The organism is Emticicia agri, assembly GCF_004168285.1.
Lineage (GTDB): Bacteria > Bacteroidota > Bacteroidia > Cytophagales > Spirosomataceae > Emticicia > Emticicia agri.
This window is the reverse complement of sequence record NZ_SEWF01000021.1, coordinates 18,563-35,975: the sequence shown is the minus strand read 5'-3', so window position 1 is coordinate 35,975 and position 17,413 is coordinate 18,563. Positions and strand designations below refer to the sequence as shown.

Here is a 17,413-nt window from a genome sequence, read left to right as displayed (position 1 = left end):
ATCGGGTGTTTTGTCGAAAGTATTTTAAAGAAGGTACATATATGTTTAATATTGTGCATCTCTTTAGATGAAAACATCGTCTTTTATGTATAAATTCAAAGAGTGTTTCCTTGCATAGTGTGTAATCAGATTTAGGTATTCTTTAAACCTAAATCCTGAATCGATAGTAGAATGTCAGCCCAATACCGTATTACGAGTAAGAAGTTGTTCAAACCAAAAGCTGATTTGAAGATATGTAGGAAATTTTTGGAATTGGAGTAAATATCTACTCATAAATAATAGGTTAGTACGTAAAACTCGCGAGCTTTGCTTGCGAGTTTTTTTATCTCAAATTTGCATCAAAAATAATCAATAGAATTTAATACTGATGAATCATCGACAAATTTTCCTGCAAAATATGGCACAGACCTCTGACTTCCCATTGGCACTCGAAATTGAGAAAGCAGAAGGCATCTATTTGTATGAGAAAAACGGTGAAAAGTACATGGATTTAATTGCCGGAATAGGGGTCAGCAATGTGGGACACCGACATCTGAATGTAGTAAATGCTATTAAAGACCAGTTAGATAAGTATATGCACCTGATGGTGTATGGCGAGTATATTCAGCAATCACAGGTAATGCTGGCGCAGGCCTTGACCAAGACTCTGACTGACTTTCAGACTTCTTCTGGGTTAAAATTAGATAATGTTTATTTTACGAACTCAGGAACCGAGGCTGTAGAGGGTGCAATGAAGCTAACCAAGCGGTTTACGGGGAGAACAGAGATAGTTTCCTGTTATAACTCCTATCATGGCTCTACACAAGGCGCATTGTCTTTGGGAGACGAGCATTTTAAAAGAAATTTCAGACCCTTACTGCCATCCATTACAAAAATCCATAGAAATCAATTAATTGATTTAGAAAAAATTACAAATAAAACAGCCGCAGTTTTTTTTGAACCCGTAGGAGGGGAGTCAGGTGTGCGGCCTGCTAATCCAATTTATCTGAAACAATTGAGAAAACGGTGCGATGAAGTAGGGGCATTATTGGTTTTTGATGAAGTACAATCTGGTTTTGGACGAACAGGTACTTTCTGGGCATTTGAGCAATATGAAGTTGTGCCTGATATATTGCTATGTGCCAAAGGAATGGGTGGAGGAATGCCCATTGGGGCTTTTATTGCGCCACAAGCGATTATGTCGGTTTTTAAAGACAATCCGATTTTAGGGCATATTACTACCTTTGGTGGGCATCCGGTAAGCTGTGCGGCTTCATTAGCTACTCTTTCAACTATTTTAGAAGGTAATTTAATAAATGAGGTAAAAAGAAAGGCCGAGCTATTTAAAAAGCTATTAGTACACCCAAAAATTAAAGAGGTGCGTAATCAAGGATTAATGATGGCTGTTGAATTTGATAATTTTGAAGTTCTTAAACCTATCATTGACAGAGCCATTACAAAGGGCGTTATCACAGACTGGTTTTTGTATTGCGATAATTCCATGCGCATAGCTCCGCCATTAATTATTACAGAAGAAGAAATCAGACAGGCCTGCGCAATTATTTTAGATAATATTGATTAGGCTTATGCATTATCATAAAAGAGCTGATTCTGATAGTCAAGATATGGTTTAAGTATAGCACATCCTTTGATTACTTCTTGTGCAAAATCTTTGGCAATTACCTCTTTGTCTGTAAATTGGTGATAAAAAAAGAGTTGTTTATACTTTAGCAATTCAATGTCAGGATGGTCAGCTGAATACCCTTTGGGAACATTTTTTACTTTTTCGCCTGATATATGATTATAATAGCTTCTGAATGTAGGGGTATCGATAATGCTTTTTAAATGCTCTGGATTATAGTCTATCTCCTGTCTGAAAGTTACCAGATGGGCAGAGGTGGGTTCCCACATGCCACCACCCAAAGTTGATAAGTTATCGGGCTGTATCTGAAGAAAAAAGTCAATTCTTCCGGACGACCTTCCACCGGGACCAAAAGCCGCAGAAAAGTATTTTTTATAAGGAGATTTATCTTTTGAGAAACGTATATCACGGTTAATTCTGAAAATACAATCTTTTACTTTAGTATTAATCAAGTCGTCCTGAAATGCTGATAATCCATTCAATATGTCCTGGCATAGCTTTTCAAAAGAAGCTTTTGCCCGGTCATACTCCTCACGGTTTGCCTGAAACCATTCCCGATTGTTATTTTCTTCAAGGTTTTTTAAAAATTGAAGTGTAAGTTGAGTAAGCATTAGTAATTTGTCTATTTTTGCCTCAAATTACATCATATTATTGAAAAAATATTAAAATCTATGACAAGAATTCTGACAGGTATCCAGGCAACGGGCCGACCGCACTTGGGGAATATTTTAGGTGCTATTTTACCTGCAATCAAGCTTTCTCAACAATCAAAAAATGAATCTTTTCTATTCATTGCTGACCTTCATTCGCTAACTGCCGTTAAAAATGCAGAGGAATTGGCCGCCAATACCCGTGCAGTGGCTTCTGCATGGCTTGCCTGTGGTTTCGATGCAGATAAAAACTACTTTTATCGTCAGTCTCGTCTGGCGCAATATCATACAGAGCTTACCTGGTATTTATTATGCCAGACACCTTATCCGATGCTGGCGAATGCTCATTCTTTCAAGGATAAGTCTGACAGGCTTTCAGATGTAAATGCCGGACTATTTACTTATCCGGTATTACAGGCGGCTGATATAGTCTTGTATCATGCGAATTTTGTGCCTGTGGGAAAAGACCAGAAGCAGCACCTTGAAATGTCGAAAGACATTGCAGGAGCTTTTAACAGAACCTATGGGGAGGTATTAACGATTCCTGAGCCTTTGATTGATGAAAGTGTGATGGTAATACCGGGTACAGACGGGTCTAAAATGAGTAAATCTTATAACAATTATATTGATATATTCTTGCCTGAAAAACAATTGTTGAAGTCAGTAAAATCAATTATTTCAGACAGTACGCCCTTAGAAGCACCCAAGAACCCTGATACAGATGTAACTTTCAAGCTATTTTCTTTAATGGCAGATGAAGCAGAAACTGCAACCATGCGTGAGAATTATTTAAGAGGTGGCTATGGCTATGGACATGCCAAGCAGGCATTGTATGAGTTGATCTGTAAAAAGTTTGAAAAAGAAAGAGAGCTTTATAATTATTATACAGAAGACACTGAAGCTCTTGAAAAGAAACTGAAAGAGGGAGAGGAAAAAGCAGCAGAGATAGCCAGACAAACGATTGCAGAAGTAAGAAAAGTTTTAGGATTCAATTGATATGATAGAAACTATCAGATATGCCGAATATGAATGGTTTCTATGGCTTAATAGTTTTCATTCTCCGTTCTGGGATACAGTCATGTATTGGGTAACCTATCGGTTAACATGGATTCCTCTTTACATTTATATTATTTATTATATTTTTGTTGTAATCAGGAAAAACGCCTGGTATAAACTGATTTTTGTTCTGATTTCGGTAGGGCTGGCCGATAGGGTTACGTCGGGTCTGATGAAGCCTTATTTTCAACGTTTCAGACCTTGCCACGACCCTGCCATAGAAAACCTTGTGCATGTAGTTGGCGGTTGTGGCGGACAATATGGTTTTGCTTCGAGCCATGCTGCCAATACTTTTGCGTTTGCATTGGCTTTTACACTTATCAGTAGGAGGCAGACCAAATGGAAATATTTTCTTTTTTTATGGGCAATTTTGGTCTCTTACAGTCGTATATATGTAGGGGTACATTATCCTACCGATTTAATGGCAGGAGCTATTGCCGGCTTGTTAAGTACTTATGTCATTTATTTTTCAATTACTCAATTCAATCAATCATTACTAACTTAAAACTGAGGGATTCTCACATTTGCACATGAAAAAACTATCTTTATTTGTTATTGTATTTTTACTTTCAAAATTCGCTTTCGCTCAGGATATTACGCAGGGTACCTGGTATAATGAAGAAAAAAGCGCTAAAATTCAGTTTTTTAAGCAAGGAGAGAAAATATTCGGTAAAATTGTCTGGTTAAAGGAGCCAAATGATGGTGGTAAACCGCGAACAGATAAAGAAAATCCTGATGAAAAACTAAGAACAAGGCCGTTGATAGGATTGGTAAACCTTAAAAATTTTACACAGGAAAGTAAAACTACCTGGGAAGACGGAGAAGTATATGACCCTAAAAATGGCAAAACCTATTCATGCAAAATGACCCTTTCGAGCCCAACCAGATTAGATGTGAGAGGTTTTATTGGTATTTCAATTATAGGTCGGACTTCGCACTTCACTAAAGCAGATTAATAGCAAAATAGCTTATAACAAAAAACTCCCTTAGTAATAAGGGAGTTTTTTATGTATTTCAATTTACTGACTTATTTTACCTCTTCGTAATTTACATCAGTAACTTCTTCGTCTTTGCCAGCACCTGCTGTACCAGTATTAGTTGGTTCGCCAGTTGGCGTAGCGCCTGCAGCATATATTTCCTGAGAAGCTGCCTGCCAGGCATTGTTTATTTTCTCCATAGAGGCATCAATTGCTGCTACATCTCTTGTACCATGAGCAGCTTTAAGTTCTGCTAAAGCATTTTCAATGGCCGATTTATTACCTGCAGATAATTTATCACCATATTCTTTCAACTGCTTTTCAGTGGTGAAAATCATGGTATCGGCAGCATTTACTTTCTCTACTTTTTCTCTTTCAGCTTTATCTGCTTCCTCGTTCGCTTTTGCTTCATCACGCATTCTTTGGATTTCGGCATCTGATAAACCAGATGAAGCCTCAATACGGATTTTTTGCTCTTTGCCTGTACCTTTGTCTTTCGCAGTTACATTCAGGATACCATTGGCATCAACGTCAAATGTTACTTCAATTTGAGGTACTCCTCGTGGTGCAGGTGGAATACCATCCAGGTGGAATCTACCAAGCGTACGATTCTGGCTTGCCATTGGGCGTTCACCTTGTAAGATGTGTAATTCTACCGAAGGCTGGTTATCTGCTGCGGTCGAGAATATCTCGTTCTTTTTGCTTGGAATAGTTGTATTCGCTTCAACCATTTTGGTAAATACTCCACCCATAGTTTCGATACCCAATGAAAGTGGAATAACATCTAACAAAAGAATATCCTTTACTTCACCTGTCAAAACACCACCTTGAATCGCCGCACCGATTGCAACTGCTTCATCAGGGTTTACGTTTTTGGAAGGCTTTTTACCAAAGAACTTCTCCACTTCTTCCTGCACACGAGGGATACGGGTTGAACCACCTACCAATATTACTTCATCAATATCGCTATTATTCAGACCTGAGTTTTTCATGGCTCTGCGGCAAGGCTCCATTGCTCTCTGAATTAATTTATCGGCCAATTGCTCAAATTTTGAACGGCTCAGGCTTCTTACCAGGTGTTTTGGAATACCATTTACCGGGAAAATATACGGCAGGTTAATTTCTGTTTGTGCCGAGCTTGATAATTCAATTTTAGCTCTCTCAGCAGCTTCTTTCAAACGCTGTAAGGCCATTGCATCCTGACGAAGGTCGATTCCCTCATCTTTTTTGAATTCATCAGCCAACCATTCGATAATTACCTGGTCGAAGTCATCACCACCTAAGTGTGTATCACCATCAGTTGCTTTTACTTCAAATACACCATCACCTAATTCAAGTACTGAAATATCGAATGTACCACCACCCAAGTCGAACACCGCTACTTTCAAATCTTTGCCCTGCTTGTCAAGACCATAGGCAAGTGCTGCAGCAGTAGGTTCGTTAATGATACGTTTCACATCAAGCCCTGCAATCAGCCCTGCTTCTTTGGTTGCCTGACGCTCGGCGTCATTAAAATAAGCAGGAACTGTGATTACGGCTTCACTGACAGTTGTTCCTAAGTAATCTTCTGCTGTTTGCTTCATTTTTTGAAGAATGAAAGCTGAGATTTCCTGTGGAGTATATTGACGGTCTCCTATGCGTACACGAGGCGTATTATTAGGGCCTTGTTCTACATCATAAGAGATTGTTTTCATTTCTGCACTTACTTCATTGAAACGTTTTCCCATGAAGCGTTTAATAGATTGTATCGTGTTTTTAGGATTGGTAATTGCCTGGCGCTTAGCAGGAGCCCCTACTTTTTTCTCACCATTTTCTAAAAACGCTACGATTGAAGGAGTTGTGCGGGCACCTTCGCTGTTAGCAATAACAACTGGTTCGTTACCTTCCATTACGGCAACGCAAGAGTTGGTTGTTCCTAAGTCGATTCCAATAATTTTTCCCATATTTTTTATTTATCAGTAAATTAATTCAAAGTATTTATTACTACTTCCTCAATGGACGTGCCAAGCATATATTTGGCAGGAAAAACTGACAGATTGACAGTAGGTAACTTATGAATCAGTACTAAATAAAGCGATTTTGGCTTATAGGATAGTTTTGGAGAAAAATTAAAATGTACAATCTGACACAATCTCTTAATTATTACACCCGGCAATCTGGACTCGGAAAACCGTGCCGTATTCAACCTGAAATCCTGGCTGGAGCGTAACCGATTGCCCGGCCTGGTACATGATTTTAGCATCGGGCAAAATTACATTGCGGGCAGTAATAACCGTAGAGGCTCTGAAATTGAGGTTGACATTTGACCCATAGAAATCATCGGTGGGACTAACCAAATTATAAGAAGTAGCACAATTGGGAATGACTTTGACAGTTATTTTTACAGGTGTACTGGTACAGTTTCCGATTTTGCAAGCCGCAGAATATTCTGTAGTAACAGTTGGACTTACGCTGACTGATTGGGTTTGGGCTGTAATGCCAGGGCTCCAGATAATTGAGCCACCAGAACATCCATAGGTTTCTAAAGTTGCCGATTGGCCTATATTAATGGTTTGTGGTGAGGCTGCAATAATTAACCCTGAAGAAGTAACTATTTCTGCCACATTGCTAAATCCTGATGAATTACCTGAGAAATCTCGGGCTCTTACCTTAACTGTATAGTAATGCAGGGGCTCCAGACCCTGAATATTATAATTCGTTACCGGAGCATCAACCGAACCTACCAAAACATCATCCACATAAATATCATATTTTTCAACCTCCATATTGTCAGTTGAAGCAGTCCAGGTAATGGTAGCACAGCTTTGCCCTACCTGACTTACATTTAGGTTTTGCGGGATAGATGGTGCCTGGTTATCTACACAGTGTAATCTGGCTCCTGCCCAGTCGGTATGGTCAAAATTAAAATTATCAGGTCCCTGATTGGTAATTAATTTTAACTCCTGTACGCCTGTTACATCTATATTGAGCTTAATTGTAGCACTTGTATTGCTAAGTAATGGACTTTCGTAGCGCAGGGCATTATCGGCATATACTCTGAAATAAACTGAGCCACGTGTAGGTGGTGGAGCAATTTCATCATCAATACCTATATGTGTGATAAACCGCCCAAAATTTCCATTAAGCTTGTAAGTAATTTCAGAATTGGCATGACACCCAATGCCTTTAGGATAAGTAATACCTTTTAGTTTGATAGGGGCACCATCATTACTCTGGTCGTACTTAACAGCTCCAAGACCATTAATAGCAGTACAAGCTACCATATCTGAAAGATAAGTTAAACCATTGCAACTGATTGCCCCTGAGCAGCCGCAGATTACAGGTTGAGTGAATGTAATATTGCCTTGGTTATCTGTCAGGTAACAGCGGTAAGTACCACTGGTTCTGCTTATCATCTGTGCTGTCGATTCGGCAGGGTCTTCGTAATCAGCATTGCCAATATCAAGTCTTACCCATTTATAGGCTACATATCCTCCGGGAGCAGTTAACTGAAACTCAGAATTTACTTGGCTTACACTCACCGTCGGAAGTATTTTAGCCGGAATAGGCGTAGCATTATTAAAGAAGTTTTGATCGAGTGCTGTCTCCCAGAGATTGGCTAATTCTACTACTCCACTATGATTAAAGTGCACATCATCTTGTCTATAACTGGCATTCAGCACATCAGTGTCAGGGCCGGGGAAAATTTTGTTTCCATTGTTGCCACCCAGATTTTGTTGGGCTACTTTTATATCAGCCTGTGTATCGCTATAATTAAAAAGTGTAGCTTTTGAAATAACCCACGGAATAGTGCTGCCGAAGTCGTTACGGCTTTTATTGATTACATCATTTACATTGGTGTGATATTCACTACCAAGGGTATTAATAAAATTATCTGTTTCTCCATGATGCCATAAAATAGCTCTTACACCAAAAACAGAGGCATAATAATTCATAATTCGTTTCAAACCTGAATAAGGAACTCCCAATTGATTACAAAAGGTAGATTGGTTAGGATTATAATGATTGGCAGTTGGTTGACCTAAAGAACTTTCTTTCCAATTGATACTTGAAGTGGAAGTGGCCGCTGCATTAAAAAAAGCAACCGGAATCCCTAACCTGCTGGTGAGTAAGTCGCCCAATCTGCCATAACACCAGGCGCTATAACCAGTTTTAGAGATATAACCATCAGAAAGCTGGGTAAAAGCCGGATAACTCGGAAATTTGTTGTCGCATTGTCCGGCATTACTGTCATACCATGTCAGCTCATTATGGGCTACAACGCGCTCATCACCGGCACCTGTAGCAATACCTTCTAAACCCTGTGCATTAGATTGTCCTGCAATTAAGAAAACTTCACCTACACCCACCCGGTTGAGGGTAGCAGTTCCGCTGATATTACCACCAGAAAAACTCCTCAATTCCAGCCTGTACCACCCGGCAGGAACACCTGAAAGGTTTCCGTTAAAAACTCCGCCGGAAGGACTATTCTGTATGGTTGTCCAATCAATGACAATACCTTCATTGTAAGGGTTTATCAAACGCGCCTGAACGTAGCTGATGGAAATGTTGGCAGGAAAACTTCCGGCAATTGAAAGTGTTGCAAGATTATTCTGGTTTCTCTGAAACACAGCTTTTTCCATCGGAAAAGTGATGCTTATCTGAGCATTTGCAGTAACTATTATCAGCAAAAGAGCAAACAGTAGGTATGGAGATTTAAGAGTCATATTTTTTTTATTAGACACTGCCAAAGCATAAAACTAAATATTAATATTTACCTTAATACGTATCATACTATTTGATGGTCAGGTAAAGAACTCTTTTAATAAATGTTCAAACAGCTTGCGTATTATTACTTTTCGAGTATAGGTTTATCATGCAAAAGTATTAAAAAAGAAAAACCAAACCATAAAAATCCGGCCATAATTGATTATACGGCAATGATTTAATGGTTTGGCTTTGGTTAAATTTTAATCAATAACTATTTGCCACCAAAAAGGCCTCCTAAAAGCCCCCCAAGTCCTTCGCTGCTGTTTTGTGGTTTTCTGCCTCCCATAGCTCCGCCGGCAATATTAATCAAATCGTTCATATCTAATTTACCATCAGATAAGGCTCCGGCACCCTGGCTGAGAATACTTCCGAAATCAATGCCTGAAGTTTTCCCACCTGATAGCACATCCATGATACCTCCGGTACTTACTGAGTCATCATTGGGGTCGTTTGCTTTATTAATCAGGCTTCCTAATACCTGTGGAATCATACTTGCCACTACACTTGCAGCAGCCGAATTTGACAAGCCAAATTTTTGCATCAGGTTGCTGATAACACTTTGAGCAATGTTACCAACAATCGGGTTAGACATCATACTTTGACCAGAACCTGAGCCACCACCAAGCAATCCAAGTAAACTGCCAAGTCCACCCTGACTATTGGCCTGGTTCGACAAGCCACCCATAAGACCTGTCATTACTTCATTCATGACACCTTCATTATGTTGATTTGGTACAGCAGGATTGCTAACTACGGCACCTTGGCCATATTGCTGAATGAGACCTTGCAAAACTTCTAACATTTTCTTGTTTTTTTATGGTTATTAAAGGGTAAGTTATTATTTTTTTCTTACATTTAAACCAGAATCCGGTTTAAATATGCAATTTTTAGACTATTAAATTTTTGTAAAGTAACAAAATGGAATCAGAAAAAAATAATGTTGAGTCAGAATCTTCAAAAGAAACAAGCGTAGCTCAAAAATCTGTGGTTGATTTACTAAAAGAAAATGCTGTTGATGTATTATACCCAAGTGAATCTGATGAAAAGGTAAAGGTGATTGACTGGCAGGCAGACCATCCGGCACCCTTTAATACTATTTTATTCAGAAAATATATTGGTCTGACCCCGGCTGATAGAGTAGAGACTCTTCCCTGGGAAAAATTCTTTAAGGTAGTGCTTGAAGAGCAGGACTGGTGGACCGATTATGAAAAAGAACGGGCAGAAAAGTTTGCCAAAATCAAGGCTATTATGCAGGAAAACCTGACAGAATTAGAGTATCTGAGAGCAGGTAGGGTAGAAGTTGAGGCATACCTGATAGGGAAAGATGCCGAAGGTAAATGGAAAGGGCTGAAAACATTAATTGTTGAAAGTTGATTATATGATATAAAAAAAGAGGTACCAATCTGAATTGATACCTCTTATGACAGAGAATAATTAATCTGCTGTTTATTTTACTTTCTCAACTACTGCTCTGAACGCCTCAGGGTGGTTCATTGCTAAGTCGGCCAATACTTTTCTGTTTAATTCAATGCCAGCCTTGTTTAATTTGTCGATTAAAACAGAATAAGATAATCCTAAAGGACGTACCCCTGCATTAATACGCACAATCCACAAACGGCGGTAACTTCTTTTCTTTTGCTTACGACCTTCATAGGCGTAAACTAAACCTTTTTCAACGGCGTTTTTAGCAACCGTCCAGACATTCTTACGACGTCCGTAATAGCCTTTGGCTAATTTTAAAACTTTTTTACGTCTTGCTCTTGAGGCAACGTGATTGACACTTCTTGGCATTTTAATTTTAGTTTTTTGACTTTGGCGGCCCGGTTTAACCAAGCTCTTTGGTGCCATTCATCGGGTGAAACAATTGAACCAGTGTAAGAGTCCGGAGACTACAATTACATGCTTAATAACGACTCGATACGGTTAGTATCTGCCGGACTTACTAATGTAGCAGAAACAAGGTTTCTTTTACGTTTGTTTGATTTTTTGGTCAGGATGTGGCTATGGAAAGCGTGTTTACGCTTAATCTTACCAGTACCTGTAATTTTGAAGCGTTTTTTTGCTCCAGAATTGGTTTTTTGTTTTGGCATTGTACTGAAACTTTAAGTATTGAACAAAAAAGTAAATTGGGCTGCAAAATTACTATTTAAATCTTGTTTTTACAAATCTGAGTCCAAAATCTTATTTAATCGTACTACAGATTGAACCATCGAACGCACATCATGGTAATTAATCTTCCACGAATGGCTCATGTGCTTCCAGATGGGCTCACCCTGGCGTGTCATTAAAGGCCACCATTCACCCAAAGCATGATTAATCATTTTGTCGAAAACAAAGCGGTGTACATTCACATAAGCCTTCCAGTATTTTTCATCTTTCAGGTATCTGAAGGCATCTAACATCCCTATTAGCATTTCTGCCTGTTGCCAGAATTCTTTTTCCCGATCATATACATCTCCGGCATGAGAGCCTTCTACATATACGCCACCATGTTCCCAATCTACTCCATAATCTACCGAATGGCTGTAAGATTTGATGATTTGCTCACGATGAGTATCGTATGGCAAGCCTAAAATATCCAGTGCATGCATAAGCAACCACGCAAACTCAGAATTATGCCCATAGCTGGTATTATCTTCTGCGGAGGCTTTTTGCCCATCTTCCGAAAATCTATCCCAACCCCATACAATATCAAACTTAATTTGTGGCGCTACTGTCCAGTCAGCCCAGAATTGCGGAATACCAGTGCCGTATTCAGGGTGCATGATTTTTTTGGTCAGTAATTCTATGATTTCTAATAATTTACGGCGGTGCACCTGCTGGCCTGTACATTCATAGAGGGTGGTAAATGCTTCCATTAAGTGCATATGGGCGTCTAATGTTTTTCTATCTCCACCTGCGGCACCCGAGCCTTTTAAATCCCAGTTTCTTAAAAACATTTCCCAATAGCCACCATAATAGGTGTCAACCGCATATTTTTGCAATAGGTCGAATACTTTTTCGGCATATTCTTTTCCTCTTGGGTCGCCTGTGGCCAATGTATATTCACTCAGGCTGTAAATGGCAAAGCTATGTCCATAGATAATTTTTTCATCAATCGTTACTTCGCCTTTACGATTCACCATCCAGTAAAAACCGCCATACTCATGGTCCCACATTTTATCTATCAAAAAATCTACCCCGTGTTTAGCCATTTCAGCTAATTTTCCTCCGCCATATCCGGCACGATGGGCAGATGAATAAGTAAATACTGAACGGGATTGTGCAATCAATGATTTTTCATCTTCTCCCGAATCGTTGCCAAACTGGTCAAAGTGGGTCAGGAAGCCCCCGTATTGATTATCGACCGTACGGCTTATCCAGAAAGGTAGGAGGCCAGTATTAAGGTAGTTAATTATTTCGTCACGAAGTTGAATAGCGGTTTCTTTTGAGTACATAGGTGTTGTTATCTATTTTGAGTTGAATTTTTCTGATAAACTGATAAAATTTCGTTTAAGGTGGCCGTGCCTGTTTGTCTGAGTTTCTGCACGGTTACGGCAGCTGCCAGATTCGCAATCTCTAATGATTGAAGTATAGACGCACCGGCACCTCTGCTGGCCGAAAACGCTGCCACAACCGTATCGCCAGCCCCTACGGTGTCTATTTCATTGCTTATAGGTATAGCCTTTACGTTCTGTGTTTCTTCTTTATCCAGATACAAAATGCCATATTCTCCTCTGGTTACGATCAGACAATCTCCTATCTGATTTTGTAAAGTTTTTCCATGTTCAACACAGGCACTTTCATCTGCTTCATCAATTTCCTTTACATTCAATAATCTGGCCATTTCTTCGGTATTTACTTTCAGGATTGTATTTTTGATACAATACCCATAGGCTCGTAAATCGGACACAAAAAGGCAATTTGGTGATTTGGCTATCAGCGAATTAAGCTGCTCTATCCTTTGTGGGTTCAATAACGGATTAGGGAATTGCTGATTAATCACTAACACATCAAGCTCTGGTAATGATTGTGCCAATGTATCAAGCAATTCATTGAATAAATGGTCAGATAACTGATTGTTTGTGCCGAAATCCAAACGGTTCGATTCACCGTCTTTTGCCATAGGCTTGGTATAAGTACAGGTATCCCAATCAGTAGAGAGAATTTTTAAGTATTTGGTGTCCGCACCTATTCCATGAAAAAGACTCTGCATTTCACGCCCGTAAATATCGTTACCAATACACCCGAAAATACAGATATTTTTAATGCCTAATGCACTTAAATTATTAACAACATTTCCTGCACCACCTAATGAAGAATGTGGTTTACTGGCCCAGAAAACTTCTTTATTTGTTTCAACCGAGAACTCACCAGTCTGATAATTAATGTCATAATAAAAATCGACTGCAAAATCACCAATGACTCCAACACGCAGGTTACTTATTCTTTGAAAAATGGCTTCAATTTCACTTCTGATAATAGGCATTCGTCAGGATATTAAATTCTTACTAAGATTTATGCTAATAGTACAAAATAGATAGGGGCGGTAAAATTGCTAAAAAAATGGTAAATAGAAATTAAAAACCTGAAAAACTTATTGCATAGAAAACGGTCTTTTTATTAGACTGAAAAAACGCTGAAAACGACTACTGATATTCAGGGATTTATCGGTTTGTTGATAAATAAATGATGACAAGGACAGTTTTTTTCGTAATTTAGTGTTATAGTATTATAAGCAAACCCGATATATGCAATTTTCCCATTTACATAACCACACCCAGTTTTCACTCCTCGATGGTGCTTCCGATATAAACAAATTATTTGCAAAAGCCCAGGCCGACAATATGCCAGCAATGGCTATTACCGATCATGGAAATATGTTCGGTGTATTTGATTTTGTAGCTACTGCCGGAAAATACAATGTGAAGCCCATAGTTGGTTGCGAGTTTTATGTGGTAGAAGACCACACCCGAAAACAATTTACCAAAGAGCAAAAAGACCAACGTTTTCATCAGCTTTTGCTGGCGAAAAACCCTACCGGCTATAAAAATCTGACTAAACTGTGTTCATTGGGTTTTATTGAGGGATTGTATGGTAAATTCCCACGTATTACTAAGGCCTTGATTGAACAATATAAAGAAGGATTGATTGCTACCACTTGCTGTATTGGCGCTTCAGTGCCTAAAACTATCTTAAAAAAAGGAGAAGAAGAGGGAGAAAAGGAATTTAAATGGTGGCTCGACAGGTTTGGAGAAGACTATTATGTGGAGATTCAGCGCCATGATATTCCTGAGCAAATCAGAGCCAACGAAGTGTTGTTGAAATTTGCCAAAAAATATGGTGTAAAGGTAATTGCTTCCAACGATAGCCACTATGTTGACCAGCAAGACTGGGTAGCCCACGATATTCTGCTTTGTGTAAATACCAACGAAAAATTATCGACCCCATCAGCCAAAGAGTTTAATGATGATGAGGCGATGTCGAGAGATACACGTTTTGCCTTCTTCAACGACCAGTTTTATTTCAAGACTACCCAGGAGATGTCGACACTTTTCAGCGACATTCCTGAATCAATAGATAATACGAATGAGATTGTAGGGAAAGTTGAAACACTCAAGCTGAAGCGTGACATCATGCTGCCGAACTTCCCGATTCCTCCGGAATTTAAAGTTCATGCAGACGATGTAATGAACCAATGGGAATACCTGAAGCACTTAACCTATGAAGGTGCCAGACAACGCTATGGAGAAATTGGTTCGGAAGTACAGGAACGCCTTGATTTTGAGTTGTTTACTATTAAATCAATGGGTTTTGCCGGGTATTTCCTGATTGTATCAGACTTCATTAAGGCCGGGCGTGATTTAGGGGTAATGATTGGGCCGGGGCGTGGGAGTGCAGCCGGAAGTGCCGTGGCTTATTGTATTGGTATTACTAATATTGATCCGATTAAGTATAATCTGCTATTTGAGCGATTCCTGAACCCTGACCGTAAGTCAATGCCCGATATTGATACCGATTTTGATGATGAAGGTCGTCAGAAAGTAATAGATTATGTGGTGCAGAAATATACCAAAAATCAGGTAGCCCAAATTATTACCTATGGTACAATGGCTACCAAGTCGTCTATTAAAGACGTGGCGCGGGTGATGGAGTTACCTTTGGCAGATGCCAACTATATAGCTAAACTAATACCCGATAAACCTACTTATGGAATTGATTTCAAAAAATTGATTCATTATCCTTTAGAGGGGCCTAAAAGTCTAACGGAAATCGGCCTACAGCCTGATGAGATTGAGAATGTAAAGAAAGTGCGGGCATTATACCACGGCAATGACCTTACCGCCAAAGTAATGCAGCAGGCTGAGAAACTGGAGGGGACGATTCGTAACACGGGCATCCACGCCGCAGGGATTATTATTGCTCCTGAAGAGTTATTCAATATTCTGCCAGTTTCTACTTCAAAAGATTCTGATTTATTAGTTACCCAATATGAAGGGAAAATTATTGAGGATGCAGGGGTAATTAAGATGGACTTTCTGGGTCTGCGCAACTTAACAATTATCAAAGATTGTCTGCGTATGATTAAAGAAAACCATGACCTTGAAATCGATATAGATAGTATTCCATTAGATGATAAGTTGACCTACGAGTTGTTCCAGAGGGGTGAAACCAATGCGGTGTTTCAGTTCGAGTCTGACGGTATGAAAAAATACATGAAAGACCTGAGACCTGACCGTCTGGATGATTTAATTGCCATGAATGCCTTGTACCGTCCGGGCCCGATTGCTTATATACCAGACTTTATTAAACGTAAACATGGTTTGCAAGAAGTAAGTTATGACTTGCCGGATATGGAAGAGTATCTGGGTGAAACTTATGGGATTACCGTATATCAGGAGCAGGTAATGTTACTATCGCAAAAGTTAGCCGGATTTACTAAAGGCGATGCAGACGTTTTGCGTAAAGCAATGGGTAAAAAAGACCGGAAAACACTTGACAAACTAAAACCACAGTTTTTAGAAGGAGCGAAAGCTAAGGGACACCCCGAAAAGAAATTGGAGAAGATATGGACAGACTGGGAGGCGTTTGCTTCTTATGCCTTTAACAAATCTCACTCAACCTGTTATGCTTTTGTTGCCTATCAGACGGCCTATCTCAAAGCCCATTATCCGTCTGAATATATGGCTGCCGTTATGACCTCACAATTGGGTAACATAGAAAAAATTACTTTCTTTATGGAAGAGTGTAAATCTATGGGATTAACTGTTTTAGGACCTGATGTTAACGAATCACAAAAGCAGTTCAGTGTCAATAAAAAAGGAGACATTCGTTTTGGAATGGGGGGTATTAAGGGTTCTGGTGATGCGGCTGTTGATGCTGTTATTGAAGAAAGAACCAAAAAAGGACCTTTTCTTGATATTTTTGATTTCATTACCAGAGTTAATCTAAGAACAGTCAATAAAAAGACGCTTGAGTCTTTTGCTTATGCGGGGGCATTTGATTGTTTCACAGATTTACACAGGGCTCAGTATTTTGATAATGCCGATGGTACTACATTGATTGAGAAATTAATCAGGTATGCCAATAAGCACCATGAGAATGCTTCTGCCGGACAAAACTCTCTTTTTGGTGCCATTGGTGGCAGTGGTTTCGATATTGCTAAACCGAAGATAAATCATTGTGAGAAATGGGGAGATATAGAAAAACTCAGGTTAGAAAAAGACGTAGTAGGGTTTTATATATCGGGTCATCCATTAGATGAATTTGCCATGGAAATGAGGCGTTGTGTGCCACTTGACCAGGTTTTTGAACCAAATAATCAGAATAAAGAAATTACGATTGGTGGGGTGGTAACCAATGTACAACACAAGCAATCGAAGAACGGCAATCCGTTTGGGATTCTGAAAATAGAAGACTATGGGTCAAGCATGGAAATGATGCTTTTCGGGCAAGATTATGTCAATTTCTCGAAATTCCTCAATATGGGTTTATTTCTTTTTATCAGAGGCAAATTACAGAATAAGTGGGGCAGGGAAGGAGAATGGGATTTTAAACCTGTAAGCATGGAATTATTAAGTGAATTAAGAAACAAAATGTTTAAGGAAATTAAAATCACCTTAGGTTTACAGCAAATCAATGCACAATTGATTGAAGAAATTGATGCAATGACTACCCGCTATCCGGGTAATTTCGATTTTAAATTGTCAGTACATGATGCTGATGAAAGATTAGATGTTTTGCTGCTTTCAAGAAGGGCAAAAGTGGCTTCTACAAACGATTTTGTGAAAGAATTGAAACAAATTGTTGGTGAAGAAAATGTTGTCTTTGCCTGATGGAACTTTTATTAAATGTTGATTTGTTAGACGTATAATAAACAA

General features: G+C 39.1%; 14 protein-coding genes. 6 read left to right on the top strand and 8 right to left on the bottom strand.

Annotated elements, in window-relative coordinates; all coding sequences use genetic code 11:
• Positions 1–367: 367 nt before the first annotated feature.
• A complete protein-coding gene (locus EWM59_RS14975; RefSeq protein WP_130021951.1) occupies positions 368–1,561 on the top strand; it encodes an aspartate aminotransferase family protein in 1,194 nt (397 codons plus the stop codon).
• Between the two features lie 2 nt (positions 1,562–1,563).
• Here EWM59_RS14975 and EWM59_RS14970 read toward each other — a convergent pair whose 3' ends face one another.
• On the bottom strand, positions 1,564–2,232 hold the full coding sequence (locus EWM59_RS14970; protein ID WP_130021949.1) for a DUF2461 domain-containing protein: 669 nt from the start codon (positions 2,230–2,232) through the stop codon (positions 1,564–1,566).
• A gap of 60 nt (positions 2,233–2,292) precedes the next feature.
• Between EWM59_RS14970 and trpS the strand changes: the two genes are divergently transcribed.
• Genes trpS through EWM59_RS14955 form a run of 3 tightly spaced genes read left to right on the top strand, consistent with a single transcriptional unit; the run spans position 2,293 to position 4,283 of the window.
• Positions 2,293–3,267 carry a tryptophan--tRNA ligase gene (trpS, locus tag EWM59_RS14965; protein WP_130021947.1) on the top strand — a complete coding sequence of 325 codons (975 nt, stop codon included), beginning with the start codon at positions 2,293–2,295 and terminating at the stop codon, positions 3,265–3,267.
• 1 nt (position 3,268) lies between these two features.
• On the top strand, positions 3,269–3,832 hold the full coding sequence (locus tag EWM59_RS14960) for a phosphatase PAP2 family protein (RefSeq protein ID WP_130021945.1): 564 nt from the start codon (positions 3,269–3,271) through the stop codon (positions 3,830–3,832).
• Between the two features lie 25 nt (positions 3,833–3,857).
• Positions 3,858–4,283, top strand: a complete 426-nt coding sequence (locus EWM59_RS14955; RefSeq protein WP_130021943.1) for a DUF2147 domain-containing protein — start codon at positions 3,858–3,860, stop codon at positions 4,281–4,283.
• A gap of 71 nt (positions 4,284–4,354) precedes the next feature.
• On the opposite strand, the gene dnaK is transcribed toward EWM59_RS14955, so the two are convergent.
• The 3 genes from dnaK to EWM59_RS14940 all read right to left on the bottom strand — a co-directional run bounded on the left by dnaK (position 4,355) and on the right by EWM59_RS14940 (position 9,855).
• Entirely contained in the window at positions 4,355–6,247 is a 1,893-nt protein-coding gene (dnaK, locus tag EWM59_RS14950; protein WP_130021941.1) for a molecular chaperone DnaK, read from the bottom strand.
• A gap of 192 nt (positions 6,248–6,439) precedes the next feature.
• Positions 6,440–9,010: an NPCBM/NEW2 domain-containing protein gene (locus tag EWM59_RS14945; RefSeq protein ID WP_130021939.1), complete on the bottom strand. Its 2,571-nt coding sequence runs from the start codon at positions 9,008–9,010 to the stop codon at positions 6,440–6,442.
• Positions 9,011–9,264: 254 nt separating this feature from the next.
• Entirely contained in the window at positions 9,265–9,855 is a 591-nt protein-coding gene (locus EWM59_RS14940; RefSeq protein ID WP_130021937.1) for a DUF937 domain-containing protein, read from the bottom strand.
• Positions 9,856–9,971: 116 nt separating this feature from the next.
• On the opposite strand from EWM59_RS14940, the gene EWM59_RS14935 reads away from it, so the two are divergent.
• The gene (locus EWM59_RS14935; protein ID WP_130021935.1) at positions 9,972–10,427 is read left to right on the top strand and encodes a nuclease A inhibitor family protein; all 456 of its coding nucleotides are present in this window, start codon (positions 9,972–9,974) and stop codon (positions 10,425–10,427) included.
• 72 nt (positions 10,428–10,499) lie between these two features.
• Here EWM59_RS14935 and rplT read toward each other — a convergent pair whose 3' ends face one another.
• The 4 genes from rplT to EWM59_RS14915 form a co-directional block, all read right to left on the bottom strand.
• Complete coding sequence (rplT, locus tag EWM59_RS14930) at positions 10,500–10,844, bottom strand: 50S ribosomal protein L20 (protein WP_130021933.1); 345 nt, start codon at positions 10,842–10,844, stop codon at positions 10,500–10,502.
• Positions 10,845–10,948: 104 nt separating this feature from the next.
• The gene (rpmI, locus tag EWM59_RS14925; RefSeq protein WP_101727000.1) at positions 10,949–11,143 is read right to left on the bottom strand and encodes a 50S ribosomal protein L35; all 195 of its coding nucleotides are present in this window, start codon (positions 11,141–11,143) and stop codon (positions 10,949–10,951) included.
• A 69-nt stretch (positions 11,144–11,212) separates the two neighbouring features.
• Positions 11,213–12,490: a beta-1,2-mannosidase gene (locus tag EWM59_RS14920; RefSeq protein WP_130021932.1), complete on the bottom strand. Its 1,278-nt coding sequence runs from the start codon at positions 12,488–12,490 to the stop codon at positions 11,213–11,215.
• Positions 12,491–12,498: 8 nt separating this feature from the next.
• Positions 12,499–13,521 (bottom strand): bifunctional heptose 7-phosphate kinase/heptose 1-phosphate adenyltransferase, encoded by a 1,023-nt coding sequence (locus tag EWM59_RS14915; protein ID WP_130021930.1) that lies wholly within the window; start codon positions 13,519–13,521, stop codon positions 12,499–12,501.
• Between the two features lie 262 nt (positions 13,522–13,783).
• Between EWM59_RS14915 and dnaE the strand changes: the two genes are divergently transcribed.
• Positions 13,784–17,368 carry a DNA polymerase III subunit alpha gene (gene dnaE, locus EWM59_RS14910; RefSeq protein WP_130021928.1) on the top strand — a complete coding sequence of 1,195 codons (3,585 nt, stop codon included), beginning with the start codon at positions 13,784–13,786 and terminating at the stop codon, positions 17,366–17,368.
• The last annotated feature ends 45 nt before the right edge of the window (positions 17,369–17,413 follow it).